Source organism: Sulfurimonas gotlandica GD1 (assembly GCF_000242915.1).
In the GTDB taxonomy this organism is placed as follows: Bacteria; Campylobacterota; Campylobacteria; order Campylobacterales; family Sulfurimonadaceae; genus Sulfurimonas; species Sulfurimonas gotlandica.
Map to the genome: position 1 here is coordinate 1661380 of NZ_AFRZ01000001.1, position 17579 is coordinate 1678958.

A 17579-nucleotide genomic window follows, 5' to 3' on the forward strand; every position below is an offset into this window, starting at 1 on the left:
TCCTTGAGCAGCACACTCATCGGTCAAATAGACCGTATTCTATTTGAAGATGAGGGCTTTTTCATCGCAGTTTTAAAAACAGGTGAGAAAGTTAGCGGTACTTACTTAGAGAGTGAGGTCGCGCATATAAAAGGCTCAGCCATAACTCTTAGCGGTCAGTGGGAAGAGCATAAAAAGTACGGAAAAACTTTCAAATTTGAGTCCATTAAAGTAAATCAAAATCAACTATTTTTCTTCTTAAACAAAATTGTAAAAGGTTTTACAAAAAAGATTTCTAGTGACCTTATAGAACACTTCGGAAATGAAAAACTCATAGATATTTTAGATAATGATATAGAGAGACTTCTGGAGTTTAACGGCATCAAAGAGAAGCGTCTTAAAAAGATCCAGACTTCTTGGAAGAAGTTTCGTTCCATGAGAAAACTCGGTGAGTTTTTAAGCCCTTATGATGTTTCACAAGCTCTTCTTACTACCATAGCATCTGCTATGAAAGATGTTGATGAGCCTTGTACTAAGATAAAAGAAAATCCATACATCCTTACTTCCATAAACTCCATAGGTTTTAAGAGAGCTGATGAGCTGGCGCTCAAGATGGGTGTAAAAAGTGAAGATGAAAACCGAATCTCTTCGGCGATGGATTATGTTCTTATGAATTACTGCGAACAACAGGGAAACAGTTGTGTCGCAAAAGAGCTGCTTTTCTCAGGACTCAATGAACTTCTAGGATTTAACGGCAAAAATCATCTTTATGAAGCAGCACTTATAGAGAGAGTGAGTGAGCAGAGCATTGTCATTATGAAAAATGACAGAGTCTCTCCTGCAAGGCTTTATGACTCAGAAAAATACCTGCATGATACTTTTACAACAAGAGCTGAAAAAGATAGTGGTGGATTTGTAAAGAACTTAGACGAGTTTTTAGCCACTAAAGAGTTAAAACTTGGAGATCAGCAAAAAGAAGCAGTTGCTAAGATAAACGAGGGTGCATCTCTGCTCTTTTTGGTTGGTTATGCAGGAACAGGTAAGAGTACAACTTCAAAGACTATACTTGATTTGCTAAACACTAGATATGAAGAAAAAGAGATAATAACTTGTGCCCTAAGCGGTATAGCATCTCAACGAATTGCAGATACCACAGGTTATGAGAGTGCGACAATCCAGTCTCTTTTAGTAAAGTATGAAGATAGGGATGATTTTCCATTTAGAGTTGTTCTTATAGATGAAGCATCTATGATTAACTCATCTCTTTTTGCAAGATTAATGGCAAAAGTGCATAGAGATGCCATAGTTATAGTGGTTGGTGATGATGCACAGCTTCCTCCTATTGGTGCTGGAAATGTTCTGAGTGATGTTCTTACTTTGGAGTTGGCACCTATTGTAAAACTTACAAAGATATATAGACAGAGTGAAGATCAGGCGATAACGCTTATAGCAAATGATATCCGTAAAGGTATGGTTCCAGATTATAGACAGACTTATGAGGATTTTGAGTTTATAGATATTAGCATCCAGAACTATTATGCTATAAAAAATCAGCTCTCCTCGCAAGAACAACAAGACCTAAGGGAGGCTAACTCTCTTTCCATTGTTACGGAGATAGTACACAAAGTTGTAGAGTCCATAGAAAAAGCCAGATACAGACTAAACAATAAACAGATTAAAGAGTACCTAAACTACTTTCAGGTTATTACTCCGATGAAGGGTGGAACACTCGGTTCTAACAATCTAAACATAGTTTTGCAAGAGTATTTCAATCCAAATCCTAAAAAATGTGTCAAAAAAGGCGGCAGTGAATTTAGACTTATGGATAAGGTCGTTCACACAAAAAACGAGAATATGACTTCATGGAGCAGTGAAGGTTTTAAGATGGGTGAAGACTCAAGCCAGAGACGAATATTTAATGGTATGAGTGGACTTCTTTTTAAGATAGAAGAGGATGATGAACAAGTGTTCGTATTCTATCCAAATGAAGACGTAGTGGTAGTTTACGAGTATGAAGAGATAAAGTCGCATCTAATGCTTTCCTATGCTCTTACCATTCATAAAGTCCAAGGTATGGAATACGATATCGTAGTTATTCCTATGACTTTCTCCCACTTCATCATGCACAACACTAAGCTTATCTATACAGCCATAACAAGAGCAAAACATAAGTGCATCTTGATAGGTGAGAGCGGTGCTTTTGAGAGTGCATGCAAAAAGTTTGAAATTACAAGACGAGATACTGTACTACTAGAATTATAATCAAAGCAATTCCTTATTTTTTTTAACATATAATCACTTATTATAGTTTTAAAGGAGTTTGACATGTCTAGAGGATACAGAATTAAAATAGCTATTTGTGGCAAAAGTGGACTTGTTGGATCAAAATTAGAAGATATGTTCACATCTAAGCATAGTGATGTAATAGGCATAAAAATCAGAGAAAACACAAGAATAGAAGATGTCGCAAAAGAGATATCTGGTTGTGATGTACTGATAAATCTAGCCGGTACAACTATCCTGGCAAGATGGACTGATACTTATAAAAACATACTCTACAACAGCAGAATAGATACAACAAGAAAACTCGTAGATGCCATAGCTCTATGTGTTGAAAAACCTAAGCTATTTATCTCTGCATCTGCAGTTGGAATCTATGACTCTGAATCAAAACATGATGACTATTCTACGGAATATGCAGATGATTATCTATCTCATATCTGTAAAGACTGGGAAGCAGAAGCCAGAAGAGCAGAGGAGTATGGTGTAAGAAGTGTTCAGACAAGGTTTGGAGTTATCTATGCTAAAGAGGGTGGAGCGATGCAAAAGATGCTTCCGCCATTTAAGATGGGTGTAGGCGGAAAAATTGGAGGTGGTCACCAGATAGTTTCATGGATACATATAGATGACTTGGTTCGCGCTTTTGAGTTTATTGTAAAGACTCCAGAGTTAAACGGCCCGATTAATTTTACAACACCTCATACTCTTTCAAACATAGAACAAACCAGAATACTAGGCGAAGTATTGCATCGTCCAACTTTTTTAAGTGTGCCAGAGTTTGCTTTAAAAATTGCATTTGGTGAAGGCTCAACTGTAATGCTTGACTCAAAAGATGTATATCCTAAAAAGCTTTTAGATAGTGGTTTTGAGTTTAGATTTGATAGATTCGAAGAAGCCCTTAAAGATATACTCCGCTGATATAAAGCTATATCTTTATAGTTTATTTGTGCTATCATATAAGCATAATAAAACAGGGAAAAGTAATGGAGATGCTATTTAATATAGGAATCATCTTTGTCTTAGGAAGTATAGTTGGATGGTTTAGTCCAGGGTTTGGTATTCCTCGTGTAGTAGGTTATTTACTCCTTGGCTTAGTAATAGGACCAGGACTCTTAGGCATAATACCTGCAGAGTTTGTCAAACATTCACATCTAATCATTGATATTTCCCTATCTGTTATCGCTGTATTGGTCGGCGCTACCCTTAAGTTTTCATCGCTTGATGGACATCACAAAGAAGTCATATATATTACTCTTTATCAAGCAATAGGAACATTTATTATTGTAGCAATCGGCTTTATTCTATTTGCTAATGTATTAAAGTTTGAAACTACTCAAATAGTGCTAATGTCCTTACTCCTAGCCGGCATTGCAACTGCAACCGCTCCAGCTACACCTCTTGCGATAGTTAATGAACTTCATGCAAAAGGTATTTTTACTTCAACTTTATTAGCCATTGTAGCTCTTGATGATGTCATCTCCTTAATGTTGTTTAGTCTAGCGCTGACTATAGGAACTTCGCTTGTTGGAAGTGGAGTTTTAGAGTGGATTAATATCGTAGATGCAACAAAGGTTCTGTTTTTTAGCATCTTGTTTGGTACAATAGCCGGATTAATAAACACTCTTTTAGAGAGAGTTTTTGTTGATTCTAAAACTATGGAGACTATTGCTACATTAGGTTTGATATTTTTGGTTTACAGCATGAGTAATTTTTATGCTCTTGAGCCACTGCTGAGTGCTATGACTATGGGTATTGTAATGGCAAATACTTCACATAATTTTGACTTGATACAAGAAGAGATTGACAAGCATTTGGCAAATATTATCTTCATGCTTTTTTTCATTATATCTGCTATGTATTTGCAGTTAGAAGCACTGCTAAGTGTACCTCTTATCATAGCTTTATATACAATATTAAGGTTTGTCGGCAAAGTTAGCGGAAGTTATTTAGGAGCAGTGGTATCAAATAGTTCAGATGCCATAAAAAAATATATGGGGATAGCTCTGTTTCCCCAAGCAGGCGTAGCAATAGGTCTTGCACTCTCTATACAAAACCACCCGCAGCTTGAAAGTATTGCACCCTTAATCTTAAATGTTATTATTGCTACTACTTTTATTCATGAGTTGTTAGGGCCTTTTATGACGAAGTATGCGTTGCAAAAGAGTGGAGAGTGTACCAGAGAGGAATTAAAAGATTCTTTGAAGAAAAGACGACGCTTTAGCGATTAATATTAGGAGTTTACATGATAGATTCTATTTTACTGAGAATTGCAAAAAGTGCAATTCTCAGTCGGTTCGATGATAAATATAAATTTGATGAAGATAGTCTTACGAATAAGTATCCGTTTTTGGCTAAAGACGGTGCTGCTTTTGTTACTTTGAAATATGATAGCAACCTGCGTGGATGCATAGGTTCTATAATCGCACACACTAGACTTTTGGATGATGTTATGCACAATGCAATATCTGCCGGTTTTGGTGACCCCAGATTTAAGCCTCTGAGCCCTGAGGAACTTTCGCATCTAAACCTTGAAGTCTCAGTTTTGAGTGAGCCTGAGGTTTTAGAGTATGAGAATTATAAAGATTTAGTTAAAAAAATTCGGCCAAATATTGACGGGCTTATTTTAAAGCATGGAAGATATCAAGGTACTTTCTTACCTCAAGTCTGGGAACAACTTCCTTCTGCGGAACTGTTTTTAGAGCATCTGAGTATGAAAGCCGGAGCAAACCCCTCAATATATCAAGAACACCCAACTATATACAGATATGGCGTAGAGCATATAGAAGAAAAATTTGATAAGGTTCAAGCCCTTTAAAAGGAGAAGTTATGAAAAGAATGATGAGTGTTGCAGGAAGCTTTTATCCGGCAAGAGAAGTTGAAATTGAGAGATATTTTGAGCATTTCAATACAGTTTATGAAGAAAACTTTACTCTGCCTGATGTAAAAAGCAGAGCAGTGATAGTTCCTCATGCAGGTTATATTTACTCTGGCTATACGGCAAATATAGCTTACAGGGTTTTACAGCGTAGCGATGTTAGAAAGTTCGTAGTTATAGGACCCTCTCACAGAGTGGCCTTCAATGGTGTAAGCATGTGTGATTTTACTACTTATGAGACACCTTTTGAAGATTTGAAAGCGGCAATAGATGTGGCACAAAGACTAAGAGAAAAATTTTCACTGACTCGTTTTGAAAACGCGCATCAAGAGCATAGCACGGAGGTGCAGTTTCCGTTCATAAAATTCTATATGCCAGATGCCAAGATAGTTGAATTGGTTTACAGCGGAGCAGGAGCAAATGAGATCTCAAACATCATAGATTTTGTTTTATCACAAAATGATTGCGGAGTTATTATCAGTACGGATTTAAGCCATTTTTACAATCTCGAAGATGCAAATAAGCTTGACAATATATGTTTAGAAGCCGTAGACAAGTTAGATACACAAAAACTCCATACTGGATGCGAGGCTTGTGGGATGATAGGAGTAGAGGCGATGATGCTAAGTGCTAAAAAGCTCTCTCTGAACTCTCACATACTTGACTATAGAACAAGTGCAGATGCTAGTGGAGATGAGAGTAGGGTTGTTGGATATATGAGTGCGTATTTTATATGAAAAAATCTAATATATTTGCAAATATTCCGACTGAGATAAACGAAGAACTCTTCGAAGATATCATCTCAAAAGATGGAATAAAAATAGAGAGAATAGTCTCAAAAGGTCATACAACAACAGAGTTTGAGTGGTACAATCAAAATGGTGATGAATGGGTTATTGTTCTTAAAGGAGAAGCTGTTTTGGAGTTTGAAGATGCTGATGAGGTTAGACTAAAAGAGGGTGACTACCTAAACATCCCCGCTCACACAAAACACAAAGTCTCTTGGACTAAACCGGACGAAGAAACTGTCTGGTTAGCTATACACTACTAACAATAGGAGTAAATGCCTTAGTGCTGACCTCTACAGCATCTCCAATATTTAGGTTTTGTGCTTCATCTTCACTTACAACTACTTCCACGAGTTGCTGACCTATAGCGATGATAGCAATATAGATAACATCTACTTTTTTTATGTCTAAAAGCTCACCGCTAAAAGAGAACTTTTGACTTCCCGATGTTCTTAGAAGAATATCTATAGGTTTTCCGTCGTTTGTAATTTTCCCATTTTCTAAGACTACTACTCTAGATGCAAGTCTATATATCTCGCTAGGGTCGTGGCTTACCATGATGGTAGTTGTATTAAACTCACGGTGTAGAGTCAGTATTTCGTTTTGTAGTTTTGTTCTCATAGCAGGATCAAGGGCAGAGAGAGGCTCATCCATAAGTAAAAGTTTTGGTCTATTCATCATGGCACGACAGAGTGCGACTCTCTGTTTTTGTCCACCGCTTAGAGTGTTTGGAAGTCTATCTTTAAGCTCACTAAGTTCTGTGATGCCAAGCAGATGCTCTGCTAGTTTTATGTCCTTCTTTACATATAAAAGGTTGTTTAAAACACTCATGTTATCAAAAAGAGCGTAATCTTGAAAAACAAAACCGATGGCTCTTTTTTGCGGCGGCAGTTTAGTTTTCGCATCTAACCAACTATCTTCACCGACTTTTATATTTCCAGTAGCATCTTCAAGACCTGCTAAGATGCGAAGAAGTGTAGTCTTTCCGCTTCCACTTTTCCCACTTAATGCTAAGAACTCTCCCTCTTGGATGCTGAGGTCTATATCTAAGTTCATATCAGCATTTGAACCGTGAAGTTTTTTATTTATATTTATATTAATCATCGGTGAAATCCAGCAAATTTATTATTATTTTTATGGTTAAAGATGTAAACACTCAGTAGAACTAAAAAGCTCATAATAACCATTAGAGCACTATAGATATGTGCAGAAGAGTAGTCCATAATCTCAACCATTTCATAGATGGCTACAGATGCTACTTTTGTCTCATCAGGAATGCTTCCACCTACCATAAGAACCACTCCGAACTCTCCGACAGTATGAGCAAACGTCACGATGATAGCAGTTATAAGTGCGGGTTTCATATTTGGAAGTGCGACTTTTATGATAGTCTCTAACTTACTTTTACCACTTATGTAAGAGGCTTCAAGCATATTTTTGTTGATGGATTCAAAACCGCTTTGCAGAGGTTGAACCATAAATGGAAGAGAGTAAAAAGAGCTTGCAATGACAAGACCAGTAAAGTTAAAAACCAGTTTTATTCCAAAATACTCATCAAAAAAAGCACCGATAGGAGAGTTTTGAGAAAGAGCTATTAGGATATAAAAACCTAAAACAGATGGAGGCAGAACAATTGGAAGAGCAGTTATAGCTTCTAGAATTGGTTTACTTTTAGAACGGGTCTGAGAGAGCCACCATGCAAGAGGCATAGACAATACAAAGAGTATAAGTGTAGTTATCCCAGCCAGTTTAAAAGATAGTGCAAAAGGAGCAAACTCAATTAATTGAAGCATCTCTAGCATTCTATTATCTCCTTTATTGACAACTCACTTGCTTTTATAAAGAGAGTAACACTATCTCCTACTTTTAGGTTCATTCTGAGGGATGAGTTTTTAGTTATGATACTCTCACAAGTAGCATCTCCCGTATTTAGTTTTATGCTGCTTAAAAGCTCACCATTGTTTATCTCTATTATCTTTGCATCTAGCTGATTTGAGTAGCTTATCTCTCCACTGAACTCTTTTGCTATTGCTATGTGAGTCGGTTTTGCAGTGAGTATGACTTGGCATCCAACATCTACTTTTTCGTTTAAATCCAAACTCATCATACTTAAGTTTTGAGAGCAAAAGTCAAAGTTAACTATGTTTAGATTTTCTACACTTTGTATTTTTGTTATTGTCGCAGTGAATTTATTCATGGTAGTAAGTATCCATATTCTTTAAATATTTTTTTTGCATCATCTGAGAGGATAAAGTCATAAAAAGCTTTTACCTCTTTGTCATCTTTTAACATGACTATGCCTTGTTGGATGGGAGTGTATAGTTTTGAATCTATGGATATCCAGTTTATGTTCTCTTTGTATTGTGACATATTAGGTGAGTATAGTGATGACTTTGCAATTATCCCGACATCTGCTGCAGTTACAGCATAAGAGACGGTTTGGGAGATAGACTCACCATAGACAAACTTACTCTTCACATCATCTTCAAACTTAGCATTTGTTATTGCTTGCATAGCCGCTATTCCATAAGGGGCAGTTTTTGGGTTTGCTATGGCTACTTTGGATACTTCCTTACTTTGAAGTATATAGATGCCATCACTTAAATCTCTTTTTTTGTTACTTAAAATAGCTAATGAACCTAAAGCATAAACAACAGGCTCCGTAATCGCTATTTTTTCTTGATATAACGCTTGTGGATATTTCATGTTTGCAGACATAAATATCTGATAAGGTGCACCATGTTTTATTTGCGCTGTAAGTTTTCCGCTGCTTCCAAGAGTTACACGTACTTTTGTTTCTGGATTAGTCTTGTTAAACTCTTTTTTTAAGTCTTCTATTGCATAGCTTACATTTGCTGCCACGGCTATGCTTATAGTCCCAGCATTTACCAATGAGATGCCAAGAAGTAGTAATATAAATAATCTTTTCATTTAATTTCCTTAGATGCTAACAATTATATCTGTAGCTTTTATGATCGCATATATCTCTTGACCTATCTGTAAGTTAAGTGATTTTAGTGACTCATTGCTTATGGCAGATGTAAGAGTATTTTTACCAATAGATAGTTTCACTTCAGTACTTACAGCATCTGTTTTAAGCGCTGAGATAGTGCTTTTGATGATGTTTCTGGCACTGATTCCATGAAGCTCATGAGTAGAAAGCATGATAGAACTCTCTTGAATAAGAGCAAAGACTTTGTCACCTTGTTTTAGGTCCATATCTATAAATGTTGCAGTTGGGATGATAGCGTAAAGGGAGCTCTCTTCAGAGATGCCAATCTCAATTTTGGTGTTGTATTCAGCTGTGTTAAACTCTTTGATATGTCCGGTAATCATGTTTCGAGAACTGCTTTTCATATGCAGTTTACGAATTAGCGAGAGGTGGTTGTCACTGTTTAGCTCATTTTCATCTACTTCAAGCAACAGAGCGTTATAAAACTCTTTGAACTTTTTAAATGTATTGATGAGTTCTTTACCGACTTTGGTTACTTGTGCTCCGCCACCATTTTTTCCGCCTGTCACTTTTTGAACAAGAGGCTTATCAGATATGTTGTTCATAGCATCTACCATGTCCCAGGCAGCCTTGTAGCTCATCTTCATAGCTCTTGATGCTTTGGATATAGAACCATACTCATCTATTTTTTCAAGAAGTTCAACTCTACCATTGCCCAGTAGATTTTTTCCCTCTTTTTTAAACCAGATACGACCTTCTATTTCCACACCACACCTCTGTATAATAAAATATATAACGGTATGATATCAATTTTAAAAAAAGATGTCAATTGTTATATCTGTTAAATTTAGTTTATATAATTTTAATCCTCTAAGATGTAAAATAGATCAATAGCTAAAATTGGAGGTGTGTGATGAGAAGTGTTTTATACGTTTTATTAGTTTTGTGTATGCCGATAAGTTTGTTTGGAGCAGGTGCAAATAGTAGTTTTAATTCAGTGGACAAAGAACTAGATAGTCTAAAACCAATGAAGATGCAGCAAAAAAAAGTTGCAGTTTCTTCTAATGATGATTCCCAAGATTCTCAAGATTCACAAGAAGGTAGCGCTAATGCAACTAATATCCATCCTACACTATATTTAGTAGTTAAAGATGATCATAAAAATCATGATTTTAGCAAATTTAACGGATATATGCATATTGACTACGGTGTGATTTTTGCAGAAAATTTTGGAAATGATAAGTATGGTAAGGTTTATCGCTCTCTAACCCATAGAGCAGAACAAGAGTGTATAAAAAGAGCACAATATATTCAAGGTGCTCATATGAATACAATCAATGTTGTGTTAGATTATTTCAGTTATACAGGAAGAGCTCCAGCATTAGAAAACAACGGTGGTTATGGTTATGGAAGTGCTAATCTACACTGTTACGTATATAAAAATTAAAATAAATGTTGCTTAATGGCATAATGTTTTAATAGCCAGTATAGTTCTGAATATGAATAATTAAAAATGGTTTAATAATATTAATGTATAATCTCCTTACTCTTGGAGACGTAATGAAACATATTTTTATATTACTATTTTTAACAGCTTTTTTATTTTCTAATGATGTCTTAACTATAAATCAAAATGAGACGGCTTATGAGCTTGGACAAAGTATTGACTACTATGTTGATGAAAAAGGCAATCAAACTTTAGAAGATATCCGCTCTGAAAAATTTATCTCTCATCATGAGCCTATCCCAAACTTCGGATTTTCAACACAGACATATTGGTTTAAACTACAATATAACTACGTTGAGTTGATGAAAAGTAAGGAGTGGTGGCTAAATATTGACTATGCGCTTCTGGATTTTGTAGATATCTATGTCTTTGATGAAAAAGAAAATTTACTAATTCATAAAGAGAGTGGGGACTTAAATAGTGAAGCTAAAAGGGATGTAGAGCAAAACAAGTTACTCTTTTCTCTGCCAACAGAGTCACTAGGTACTTATACTTTATACATGAAAGTAAAAACAACAGGTTCTATGTTTGTCCCGATGCAGATTATCAGCTCAAAACCACTTTTAGAGACTACGCATCTAAACCAGACTCTGACTGGGATGTATTACGGGATTTTATTTATCCTGATTCTTTACAATAGTGTTATTTATATCTATACACGAGAGAAAATTTATATCCTATATGTATCGTTTGTAATCTCTTATGCTTTGTGGCAACTCTCTTTTGATGGTTTGGGAATGCTCTATCTTTGGCAAGACAGCCAGTGGATGAAGGAAAAAAGCACAGTTCTATTTATTTACAGTAGTACCTTTTTACTTATGCTCTTTTCTCAGACGCTTTTAAAAGCAAAAACAAATATTCCACGTTATAATAAATATGTTCTTCAGCCATTAAGATATATCTCTGCTGTTGGAATCTTGGCTTCTATAGTTCTCCCATATAACAACACTATAATCCTTGGAGCTGTTCTTGCAACAGGTGTACCTGCCGCACTCTTTATAGCCGGTCTTATGGTCATTAAAAAAGACTACTACTCTATCAGACTTTTTGTACTTGGTTGGGGTATATTTTTGATAGGGACTATACTCTTTACTCTTAGTAAGTTCAATCTGATGTCGGGTTATATTATTATGAAGTATGCCCAACAGATAGCATCTGTTATTGATATGATTCTTCTATCAGGAGCTTTGGCGGAGCGTTTTAAGCGTCTACAAGATGAATATACATATAAACTTAAAAATCATAATAAAAATCTACAAAATGCCGTAACTGACGCGCTAAAATTAGAGAGAAAAAAAGATAAGATCTTGATTGAGCAATCAAGACTTGCATCTATTGGTGAGATGATAGAGCAAATAGCACATCAATGGAGACAGCCTCTAAATGACTTAGGTCTGCTAAATCAAAACCTTTACTTTAAACAACAGCTTGGTACCTTGGAAGATGATGATTTTATAAAAACCCATAATAGTATAGATAGTACTATAAAATATATGTCGGATACTATTGATGACTTTAGAAACTATTATAAAAGCGATAAAGAAGAAGAGACCTATCAACTCAGCAGTGCAATTGAGAGTATCTTATCGATCGTAAGACCAACTTTGGAACACTCTGGTATCCAAGTGACTTTAAAACTTGACTATGAAGTTAATGTCCGTAATGTTAAAAATGAGTTACAGCAAGTTCTGCTTATAATTTTAAACAACGCTAAAGATGCAATGATAATAAATGCTATAGAAGATAAGAAGATTACTATTGAAGTAACAGCTGATGAGAAAAATGCTTATATTCATATAGGTGACAATGGAGGTGGAGTTCCTGAGGATATCAAAGCAAAGATATATGACCCTTACTTCACAACTAAGTTTACAGGACAAGGAACAGGCATCGGACTTTATATGTCAAAAATCATAATTGAAAAAAATATGCACGGATATTTAAGTTTGAAAAATTTAGATGATGGAGCCTGTTTCAGTGTTAAACTTCCACTGGCATAAAAGCATAAATATCTTAAGAAAAAAGATGATATGATTACTTATAGTTATATTTAGACGTAAATACACAACTAAAATTATTGAAGGTGGGTCTAGATGGCAAAGCTACTAATAATAGAGGATTCTAAAACCCTCTGTATGGTTTTTGATGAACTGCTAAATAAATATACCAACTTTGATTTCGATATAGCCATGACCTATGAAGAGGCAAGACTGTCTCTATCCCAAACAAGATATGAGTTTGCAGTAGCTGATATGAATCTCCCAGATGCACCAAATGGCGAAATTATCGCTCTGTTAAACAAACATAATGTTGCTCCAATAGTCTTTACTGCCATATTTGATGAATCTTTTAGAGAGGGTTTTGAAACCGCTAGAATTGTAGACTATGTACTAAAAGAGCGTTTTGAAAACGTTATATATGTAATTGAAAAGCTTAAACAGCTAGAAGCCAACAAGAAAAAAACAGTACTTGTAGTTGATGACTCAGCTCTTTATGCAAATTATTTAAAACAGAATTTTATGCTTCATCATTTTAAAGTCATAAGTGCTTCTAACGGTAAAGAGGCTCTAGAAAAGTTAGAACTTCATCCAGAGATAGATTTAGTAATCACTGACTATCATATGCCAGTTATGGATGGTTTAGAGTTTGTACGAGCGATTCGTAAAAAAAGAACCAAAAAAGATCTCAGCATCATTATCTTAACCTCAGATACAAACTCCTACACAACAAGCCGTTTTTTAAAAGATGGTGCAAATGACTATATTACCAAACCTTTCTCTCGAGATGAGTTCTATTCTAGGATATATCAAAACGTAGAGACGGTAGAACTTTTTGAATCTATGCGCTCAGAGTTTAATGAAGATATAATCGCATTACTCGCAGAGGTAACAGAGTTTAAAAGTTCAGAGACTTCATCTCACATAAAACGAATCAGTGAGTATGTATATCTTCTAGCAAAGTTGCTTGGTATGTTTGATGAAGAGGCAAAGATGATATCCAAAATGTCGGTTCTTCATGACATAGGAAAAGTCACAATAGCTGATAATGTTCTATGTAAACCGGGTAAATTAACTCAAGAAGAGTTTGAACATATGAAAGCTCACACTGCTAATGGTAAAAAACTACTAGAGAGAGCATTTAACAGTGATCCTAAAGTTAGTAAAGTTGCACAGGAAATAGCGATGCACCATCATGAAAAATGGGATGGAAGCGGTTACCCTGATGGACTAAAAGGAGAAGAGATACCTGTTCATGCGAGGATAGTTGGTTTGGTTGATGTCTTTGATGCTTTAGTTAATAGAAGAGTATATAAGGACCCATGGACATTAGACGACACTCTCTCATATATTGAAAATAATGCAGGTACACATTTTGATCCTAAAATCGTAAAGCTATTTCTTTTAAATATAGGATGTTTTATAAATGTTGTAAATAAGTATGAAGATGAAGAATCCAAAGCTACATTTTGTAAAGTTAGCCCTATCTAGTAATTTAGTGTAGTATAATAATCCCATGTTTTTAAATACCAGACGTACTTTTTTAAAATGTACTGCCTTTAGCACTACTGCCCTTATTCTTCCTCACACAAAACTCTTTGCATCTGCAACCATACTCGATACTCTAGCCTTGGCTCAAAGAGATTTGTATGGAGACTTAGAGAGTGCTCCAGGCTTTAAAGAGATAAATTCTAGAGCATATTTGAGTCTCATCTTAACTCACTCTCGCATTGGTGAAGATTCAAAAAAGTTCATAACAAATGGTGCTACTTGGTTAGAAGAAGAAGCGCAAACACTTTATAAAACCCCATATACTTCTCTAAGCTATGATGAACGTCAAAAAACTCTAGAGTCTACAGCTACATACAAGTGGGGAGAATCATGGATAGATGCGATGCTTAGGTTTATATACGAAGCAGTTTTAGGTGATCCTATCTATGGTATTAACAAAGACTCAAGCGGATGGAAGTGGTTAAATCATGTCTCAGGTCTGCCTCGTCCAAAGGAGCCTCTACTATGAAGTATGATGTCTGTATAGTCGGAAGCGGAGCAGGTGCATCTCCCATAGCGTATGAGTTGTCAAACGCTGGATTTAATGTAGTAGTTTTAGAAAAAGGAAAGTACTACAAAGAAGAAGACTTCTCAAAAGATGAACTTGCAGTCTCACGTAGAGATAAGTTTACGCCTCTGCTTAAAGATGAACAGCATGTTATAAACACTAGGGAAGAAGATGGAAGCATGGAGAGATATGAAGGTGCTAAAAGCGGTTGGAACTTTTGGAATGGTTCTATGGTCGGAGGCTCATCAAATCTTATGAGTGGATATTTTCATAAGATGCAAAAAAATGACTTTAGACTCAAAAGTGCTTATGGAGAGATAGAGGGAGCAAATGTTGTTGACTGGCCAATCTCACTTGAAGATTTAGATCCATACTATGAGAAAGTTAAAATGGTTGTTGGAGTATCAGGTGATGAGATGCCATACAGACCATTGGAAGTAAATGGTGCAACAAAATGGTTTGACAAGAGCTGTAAAGAGTTAGGTTATAAAAGTTTTGCAACTCCTAGAGCCATACTTTCAAGCCCAGCATTAGGTAGGAACAGTTGTTCATATAGTGATTTTTGTGGAAGTTACGGCTGTGCAACTGGGGCGAAGGGAAGTGCAAGAGCAGCTCTGCTTCAAAAGTGTGATGCCAAGATAATCAGCGAAGCATTTGTATACAGACTAGATAGTGATGAGAGTAAAATCACTAAAGCACACTACTATGACAAAGATATGAAAAGCCACTCTATAGATGCTAAAATATTTGTAGTAGCTTCTCAGGCTATAGAGAGTTCAAGACTACTTTTAAACTCTAAAAATAAGCACTTTCCTAATGGTCTGGCAAATAGCTCAGGGCAAGTTGGAAAGAACTTGATTTTCTCAGGTGGTGGTGCAGGAACAGGTCGTCTAAACAAAGAAGACTTTAGCGAAGAAGAGTTTAAAGAACTTATGACTCCCGGACTCTTTTTTAACCGCTCACTTCAAGATTGGTATGAGTATGAAAAGGGTGGTAAAAAGTATAAGGGTGGAACCATAGACTTTTTGTTTGAACACTCAAATATTATCTCGCGTGCATCTAGAGAGTTCTACGATAATGATGGCAATATCATGTGGGGTAAAAAACTCCAAGAGAAGATTCACAACACCCTTACAACTTCAAGAGTTTTGACATTTGAAGTATTTAACGACTGGCTGCCGACTGACTACACATATGTGAGCATCGATGATAAGGTAAAAGATAAATACGGTGTAGCAGTTGGAGCTATAAATCTTTATGGACATAAAAGAGATGTTGAGGTTGGAGAGCATCTGGCATCTATGGCTGAGAAGATTTTAGAGAAAATGGGAGCTACCGAGATATCTATCGGAATCTCAAGTTCACCACCACCAAACTTAGTCGCAGGTGGTTGTCGTTTTGGTCGTGATGCTAAGAACTCAGTGCTTGACAAAAACTGTAAGGCACATGACTTAGAGAACCTCTACGTCACAGATGCCAGCTTTATGCCAACGGGTGGAAGCGTCCCATACACATGGACAATCTATGCAAACTCATTTAGAGTTGCAGATCATCTTCTTAAAATAATGTAAATCTAAAGTGTGTAAAGCTTAAAACCTCTTCCATATCTTTTATGACTTTCTCCATTATAACGCCTTCTCTTCTTCCAGAGAAGAGTCTAGCCATAACATAACCGTTACTTAGTCCGATGATAACACGACCGTCACTCTTTTCATAAACTGAGATGCTAAGAGGCATTTTAGTAGCCATTATTTTACTTTCATCTGCACTTAGCATCTCTGCAGCGTATTTAGCATTACAGAACTTGATAATCTTTACTTTGCCAATATCAGCTGCGCCATGGTTGATAATCTCTTCTTGCTGATTTATAACGTTTGTTACATGCCAGCCATCTTGTTTGTTGATTCTACTTTTAATAAGTTCAACTGTTTTGTCAAACTCGTATGAAGATTTTACTTCTTTTAAAAGCATAGTCGGAGCAGCAATTTTAAAGCCTATGCCCATAACAAATATACTAAAAACTAAACCTAAGATTGCGCCTACTAAAATTGATAACTTATTCATTATTCTTCCTCTGAAATACAGATGCTTTTAGCTCTGTATGCTTGTATAGTTTTGAAGGCAACAAAGCCAACGACCAACGTTGTAAGAGCTATTAAACTCATAGATGCCAGATATGTAAAGGTGTTGTGAAATATCATCTGCATCATAAGTGTTGCTATTGTTATGGCTGCAAGTGGAAAGGCGTATGCCCACCATGAGATGTAAAAAACCTTTGTGTCATACATCCTCATCATAAACAAAAGCAGTAAAAGCGTAAAGAGTGCAATGAAATATAAAAACATTGCAAACATATCTATAGAGCCGTTAGTGATTCTGAGATAACTAACAAACCCAACAGCAGGTGGTGCTATAAATATGAAAAAAGTCGGTACAAGCTTTTGTGCTAGTGGATGATGAAAGATGATTCTATTCATAGTGATAGTAAAAAGAACTATCCAAAAAAACATCCCAAGTGAGAAGAAAAACAGCGATACATAAACAGGTGCGGCTTCAACTCCTATAATGGGAACTAAAACATTACCTACGATAGGGATGAACCACGCAGGATTACTGTGTACTACTTTTAGCTCGTTGTGTATCCAGTATCTGATAACTATCAGTGTAAATGCTAACTGAAGAGGTGCACCGATGTACCATAGAAGAATGGATAGTGTCGGAGCAAAATCATAGTAGGCAATTGATAGTAGTAAAAAACTAATAGAGATTGCAGCCATGAAAGAACTTTTAATGGGATGGTAAAACTCTTTTTTTACTGCATCTGTATAGTGAAGTAGTTTAAGCATGTAGGCTGTAAAGATTGCTAAAAACACAACTGTATCTATGAAAAGTATAGTCGCATATAACCAGTAAGAGAAGTCTAGAAGATGATAGGCTTTTGCAAAAACTATTGCAAAGCCTGAAAGCCCCATAACTATAGCAAAGAGCTGTACAGGAAAATGTTCTAGTGATCTTTTGTTAAATGGCATTGCAGTTTCCATTTTATTCCTTTGGCAAAAATTTGATTGAATTATAATATATATATTGTTAAGTTATAATAAATATAGCAGAGAGCATAGATTTAAAAACTATTATAAAAAT

At 35.8% G+C, this 17579-nt stretch carries 18 protein-coding genes; 11 read left to right on the plus strand and 7 right to left on the minus strand.

Going from position 1 to position 17579, the window contains the following annotated elements:
* Nucleotides 1–3: 3 nt before the first annotated feature.
* The 6 genes from SMGD1_RS08250 to SMGD1_RS08275 all read left to right on the plus strand — a co-directional run bounded on the left by SMGD1_RS08250 (nucleotide 4) and on the right by SMGD1_RS08275 (nucleotide 6185).
* A complete protein-coding gene (locus SMGD1_RS08250; RefSeq protein WP_008335250.1) occupies nucleotides 4–2241 on the plus strand; it encodes an AAA family ATPase in 2238 nt (745 codons plus the stop codon).
* 63 nt (nucleotides 2242–2304) lie between these two features.
* Entirely contained in the window at nucleotides 2305–3177 is an 873-nt protein-coding gene (locus tag SMGD1_RS08255) for a TIGR01777 family oxidoreductase (protein WP_008336817.1), read from the plus strand.
* Between the two features lie 65 nt (nucleotides 3178–3242).
* A complete protein-coding gene (locus SMGD1_RS08260; RefSeq protein ID WP_008335365.1) occupies nucleotides 3243–4487 on the plus strand; it encodes a cation:proton antiporter in 1245 nt (414 codons plus the stop codon).
* A gap of 14 nt (nucleotides 4488–4501) precedes the next feature.
* Nucleotides 4502–5074 carry an AmmeMemoRadiSam system protein A gene (gene amrA / locus SMGD1_RS08265; RefSeq protein ID WP_008336016.1) on the plus strand — a complete coding sequence of 191 codons (573 nt, stop codon included), beginning with the start codon at nucleotides 4502–4504 and terminating at the stop codon, nucleotides 5072–5074.
* 11 nt (nucleotides 5075–5085) lie between these two features.
* On the plus strand, nucleotides 5086–5871 hold the full coding sequence (gene amrB, locus SMGD1_RS08270) for an AmmeMemoRadiSam system protein B (protein ID WP_008335044.1): 786 nt from the start codon (nucleotides 5086–5088) through the stop codon (nucleotides 5869–5871).
* Nucleotides 5868–6185 carry a cupin domain-containing protein gene (locus SMGD1_RS08275; RefSeq protein WP_008336608.1) on the plus strand — a complete coding sequence of 106 codons (318 nt, stop codon included), beginning with the start codon at nucleotides 5868–5870 and terminating at the stop codon, nucleotides 6183–6185. The genes amrB and SMGD1_RS08275 overlap by 4 nt, the downstream gene beginning before the upstream one ends.
* Here SMGD1_RS08275 and SMGD1_RS08280 read toward each other — a convergent pair.
* The 5 genes from SMGD1_RS08280 to SMGD1_RS08300 are packed head-to-tail and all read right to left on the minus strand — an operon-like array spanning nucleotide 6172 to nucleotide 9642.
* Nucleotides 6172–7026 (minus strand): ABC transporter ATP-binding protein, encoded by an 855-nt coding sequence (locus tag SMGD1_RS08280; RefSeq protein ID WP_008336694.1) that lies wholly within the window; start codon nucleotides 7024–7026, stop codon nucleotides 6172–6174. The two genes, SMGD1_RS08275 and SMGD1_RS08280, sit on opposite strands and share 14 nt — an antisense overlap.
* The gene (gene modB, locus SMGD1_RS08285) at nucleotides 7023–7724 is read right to left on the minus strand and encodes a molybdate ABC transporter permease subunit (RefSeq protein WP_008341108.1); all 702 of its coding nucleotides are present in this window, start codon (nucleotides 7722–7724) and stop codon (nucleotides 7023–7025) included. The genes SMGD1_RS08280 and modB overlap by 4 nt, the downstream gene beginning before the upstream one ends.
* Nucleotides 7718–8119 carry a TOBE domain-containing protein gene (locus tag SMGD1_RS08290; protein ID WP_008341109.1) on the minus strand — a complete coding sequence of 134 codons (402 nt, stop codon included), beginning with the start codon at nucleotides 8117–8119 and terminating at the stop codon, nucleotides 7718–7720. Before SMGD1_RS08290 ends, modB begins: the two co-directional genes overlap by 7 nt.
* The gene (gene modA / locus SMGD1_RS08295) at nucleotides 8116–8853 is read right to left on the minus strand and encodes a molybdate ABC transporter substrate-binding protein (RefSeq protein ID WP_008336358.1); all 738 of its coding nucleotides are present in this window, start codon (nucleotides 8851–8853) and stop codon (nucleotides 8116–8118) included. The genes SMGD1_RS08290 and modA overlap by 4 nt, the downstream gene beginning before the upstream one ends.
* A gap of 9 nt (nucleotides 8854–8862) precedes the next feature.
* Nucleotides 8863–9642 carry a TOBE domain-containing protein gene (locus tag SMGD1_RS08300; protein ID WP_008336133.1) on the minus strand — a complete coding sequence of 260 codons (780 nt, stop codon included), beginning with the start codon at nucleotides 9640–9642 and terminating at the stop codon, nucleotides 8863–8865.
* 146 nt (nucleotides 9643–9788) lie between these two features.
* On the opposite strand from SMGD1_RS08300, the gene SMGD1_RS08305 reads away from it, so the two are divergent.
* The 5 genes from SMGD1_RS08305 to SMGD1_RS08325 all read left to right on the plus strand — a co-directional run bounded on the left by SMGD1_RS08305 (nucleotide 9789) and on the right by SMGD1_RS08325 (nucleotide 16009).
* The gene (locus SMGD1_RS08305) at nucleotides 9789–10322 is read left to right on the plus strand and encodes a hypothetical protein (protein ID WP_008336159.1); all 534 of its coding nucleotides are present in this window, start codon (nucleotides 9789–9791) and stop codon (nucleotides 10320–10322) included.
* Between the two features lie 113 nt (nucleotides 10323–10435).
* Nucleotides 10436–12382 (plus strand): sensor histidine kinase, encoded by a 1947-nt coding sequence (locus SMGD1_RS08310; RefSeq protein WP_008336145.1) that lies wholly within the window; start codon nucleotides 10436–10438, stop codon nucleotides 12380–12382.
* 93 nt (nucleotides 12383–12475) lie between these two features.
* The gene (locus tag SMGD1_RS08315; RefSeq protein ID WP_008341118.1) at nucleotides 12476–13870 is read left to right on the plus strand and encodes a response regulator; all 1395 of its coding nucleotides are present in this window, start codon (nucleotides 12476–12478) and stop codon (nucleotides 13868–13870) included.
* A 25-nt stretch (nucleotides 13871–13895) separates the two neighbouring features.
* Nucleotides 13896–14399, plus strand: coding sequence for a gluconate 2-dehydrogenase subunit 3 family protein (locus tag SMGD1_RS08320; RefSeq protein WP_008336650.1), 504 nt, complete (start codon nucleotides 13896–13898; stop codon nucleotides 14397–14399).
* Nucleotides 14396–16009 (plus strand): GMC family oxidoreductase, encoded by a 1614-nt coding sequence (locus SMGD1_RS08325; protein WP_008335540.1) that lies wholly within the window; start codon nucleotides 14396–14398, stop codon nucleotides 16007–16009. Before SMGD1_RS08320 ends, SMGD1_RS08325 begins: the two co-directional genes overlap by 4 nt.
* Here the strand turns inward: SMGD1_RS08325 and SMGD1_RS08330 are convergent.
* Both SMGD1_RS08330 and SMGD1_RS08335 read right to left on the minus strand, forming a co-directional pair.
* Nucleotides 15996–16502, minus strand: coding sequence for a DUF302 domain-containing protein (locus SMGD1_RS08330; protein ID WP_008336189.1), 507 nt, complete (start codon nucleotides 16500–16502; stop codon nucleotides 15996–15998). The genes SMGD1_RS08325 and SMGD1_RS08330 overlap by 14 nt on opposite strands.
* Entirely contained in the window at nucleotides 16502–17479 is a 978-nt protein-coding gene (locus SMGD1_RS08335) for an SLAC1 anion channel family protein (RefSeq protein ID WP_008336227.1), read from the minus strand. Before SMGD1_RS08335 ends, SMGD1_RS08330 begins: the two co-directional genes overlap by 1 nt.
* Nucleotides 17480–17579: the final 100 nt, after the last annotated feature.

Bases quoted from the DNA above. Each gene is read 5' to 3' on its own strand.
- SMGD1_RS08310 (WP_008336145.1), top strand. From the start codon at position 10,436: ATGAAACATATTTTTATATTACTATTTTTAACAGCTTTTTTATTTTCT.
- SMGD1_RS08320 (WP_008336650.1), top strand. From the start codon at position 13,896: ATGTTTTTAAATACCAGACGTACTTTTTTAAAATGTACTGCCTTTAGC.
- SMGD1_RS08260 (WP_008335365.1), top strand. From the start codon at position 3,243: ATGGAGATGCTATTTAATATAGGAATCATCTTTGTCTTAGGAAGTATA.
- modB (WP_008341108.1), bottom strand. From the start codon at position 7,724: ATGCTAGAGATGCTTCAATTAATTGAGTTTGCTCCTTTTGCACTATCT.
- amrA (WP_008336016.1), top strand. From the start codon at position 4,502: ATGATAGATTCTATTTTACTGAGAATTGCAAAAAGTGCAATTCTCAGT.
- amrB (WP_008335044.1), top strand. From the start codon at position 5,086: ATGAAAAGAATGATGAGTGTTGCAGGAAGCTTTTATCCGGCAAGAGAA.
- modA (WP_008336358.1), bottom strand. From the start codon at position 8,853: ATGAAAAGATTATTTATATTACTACTTCTTGGCATCTCATTGGTAAAT.
- SMGD1_RS08275 (WP_008336608.1), top strand. From the start codon at position 5,868: ATGAAAAAATCTAATATATTTGCAAATATTCCGACTGAGATAAACGAA.
- SMGD1_RS08255 (WP_008336817.1), top strand. From the start codon at position 2,305: ATGTCTAGAGGATACAGAATTAAAATAGCTATTTGTGGCAAAAGTGGA.
- SMGD1_RS08305 (WP_008336159.1), top strand. From the start codon at position 9,789: ATGAGAAGTGTTTTATACGTTTTATTAGTTTTGTGTATGCCGATAAGT.
- SMGD1_RS08280 (WP_008336694.1), bottom strand. From the start codon at position 7,026: ATGATTAATATAAATATAAATAAAAAACTTCACGGTTCAAATGCTGAT.
- SMGD1_RS08290 (WP_008341109.1), bottom strand. From the start codon at position 8,119: ATGAATAAATTCACTGCGACAATAACAAAAATACAAAGTGTAGAAAAT.
- SMGD1_RS08325 (WP_008335540.1), top strand. From the start codon at position 14,396: ATGAAGTATGATGTCTGTATAGTCGGAAGCGGAGCAGGTGCATCTCCC.
- SMGD1_RS08315 (WP_008341118.1), top strand. From the start codon at position 12,476: ATGGCAAAGCTACTAATAATAGAGGATTCTAAAACCCTCTGTATGGTT.
- SMGD1_RS08335 (WP_008336227.1), bottom strand. From the start codon at position 17,479: ATGGAAACTGCAATGCCATTTAACAAAAGATCACTAGAACATTTTCCT.
- SMGD1_RS08330 (WP_008336189.1), bottom strand. From the start codon at position 16,502: ATGAATAAGTTATCAATTTTAGTAGGCGCAATCTTAGGTTTAGTTTTT.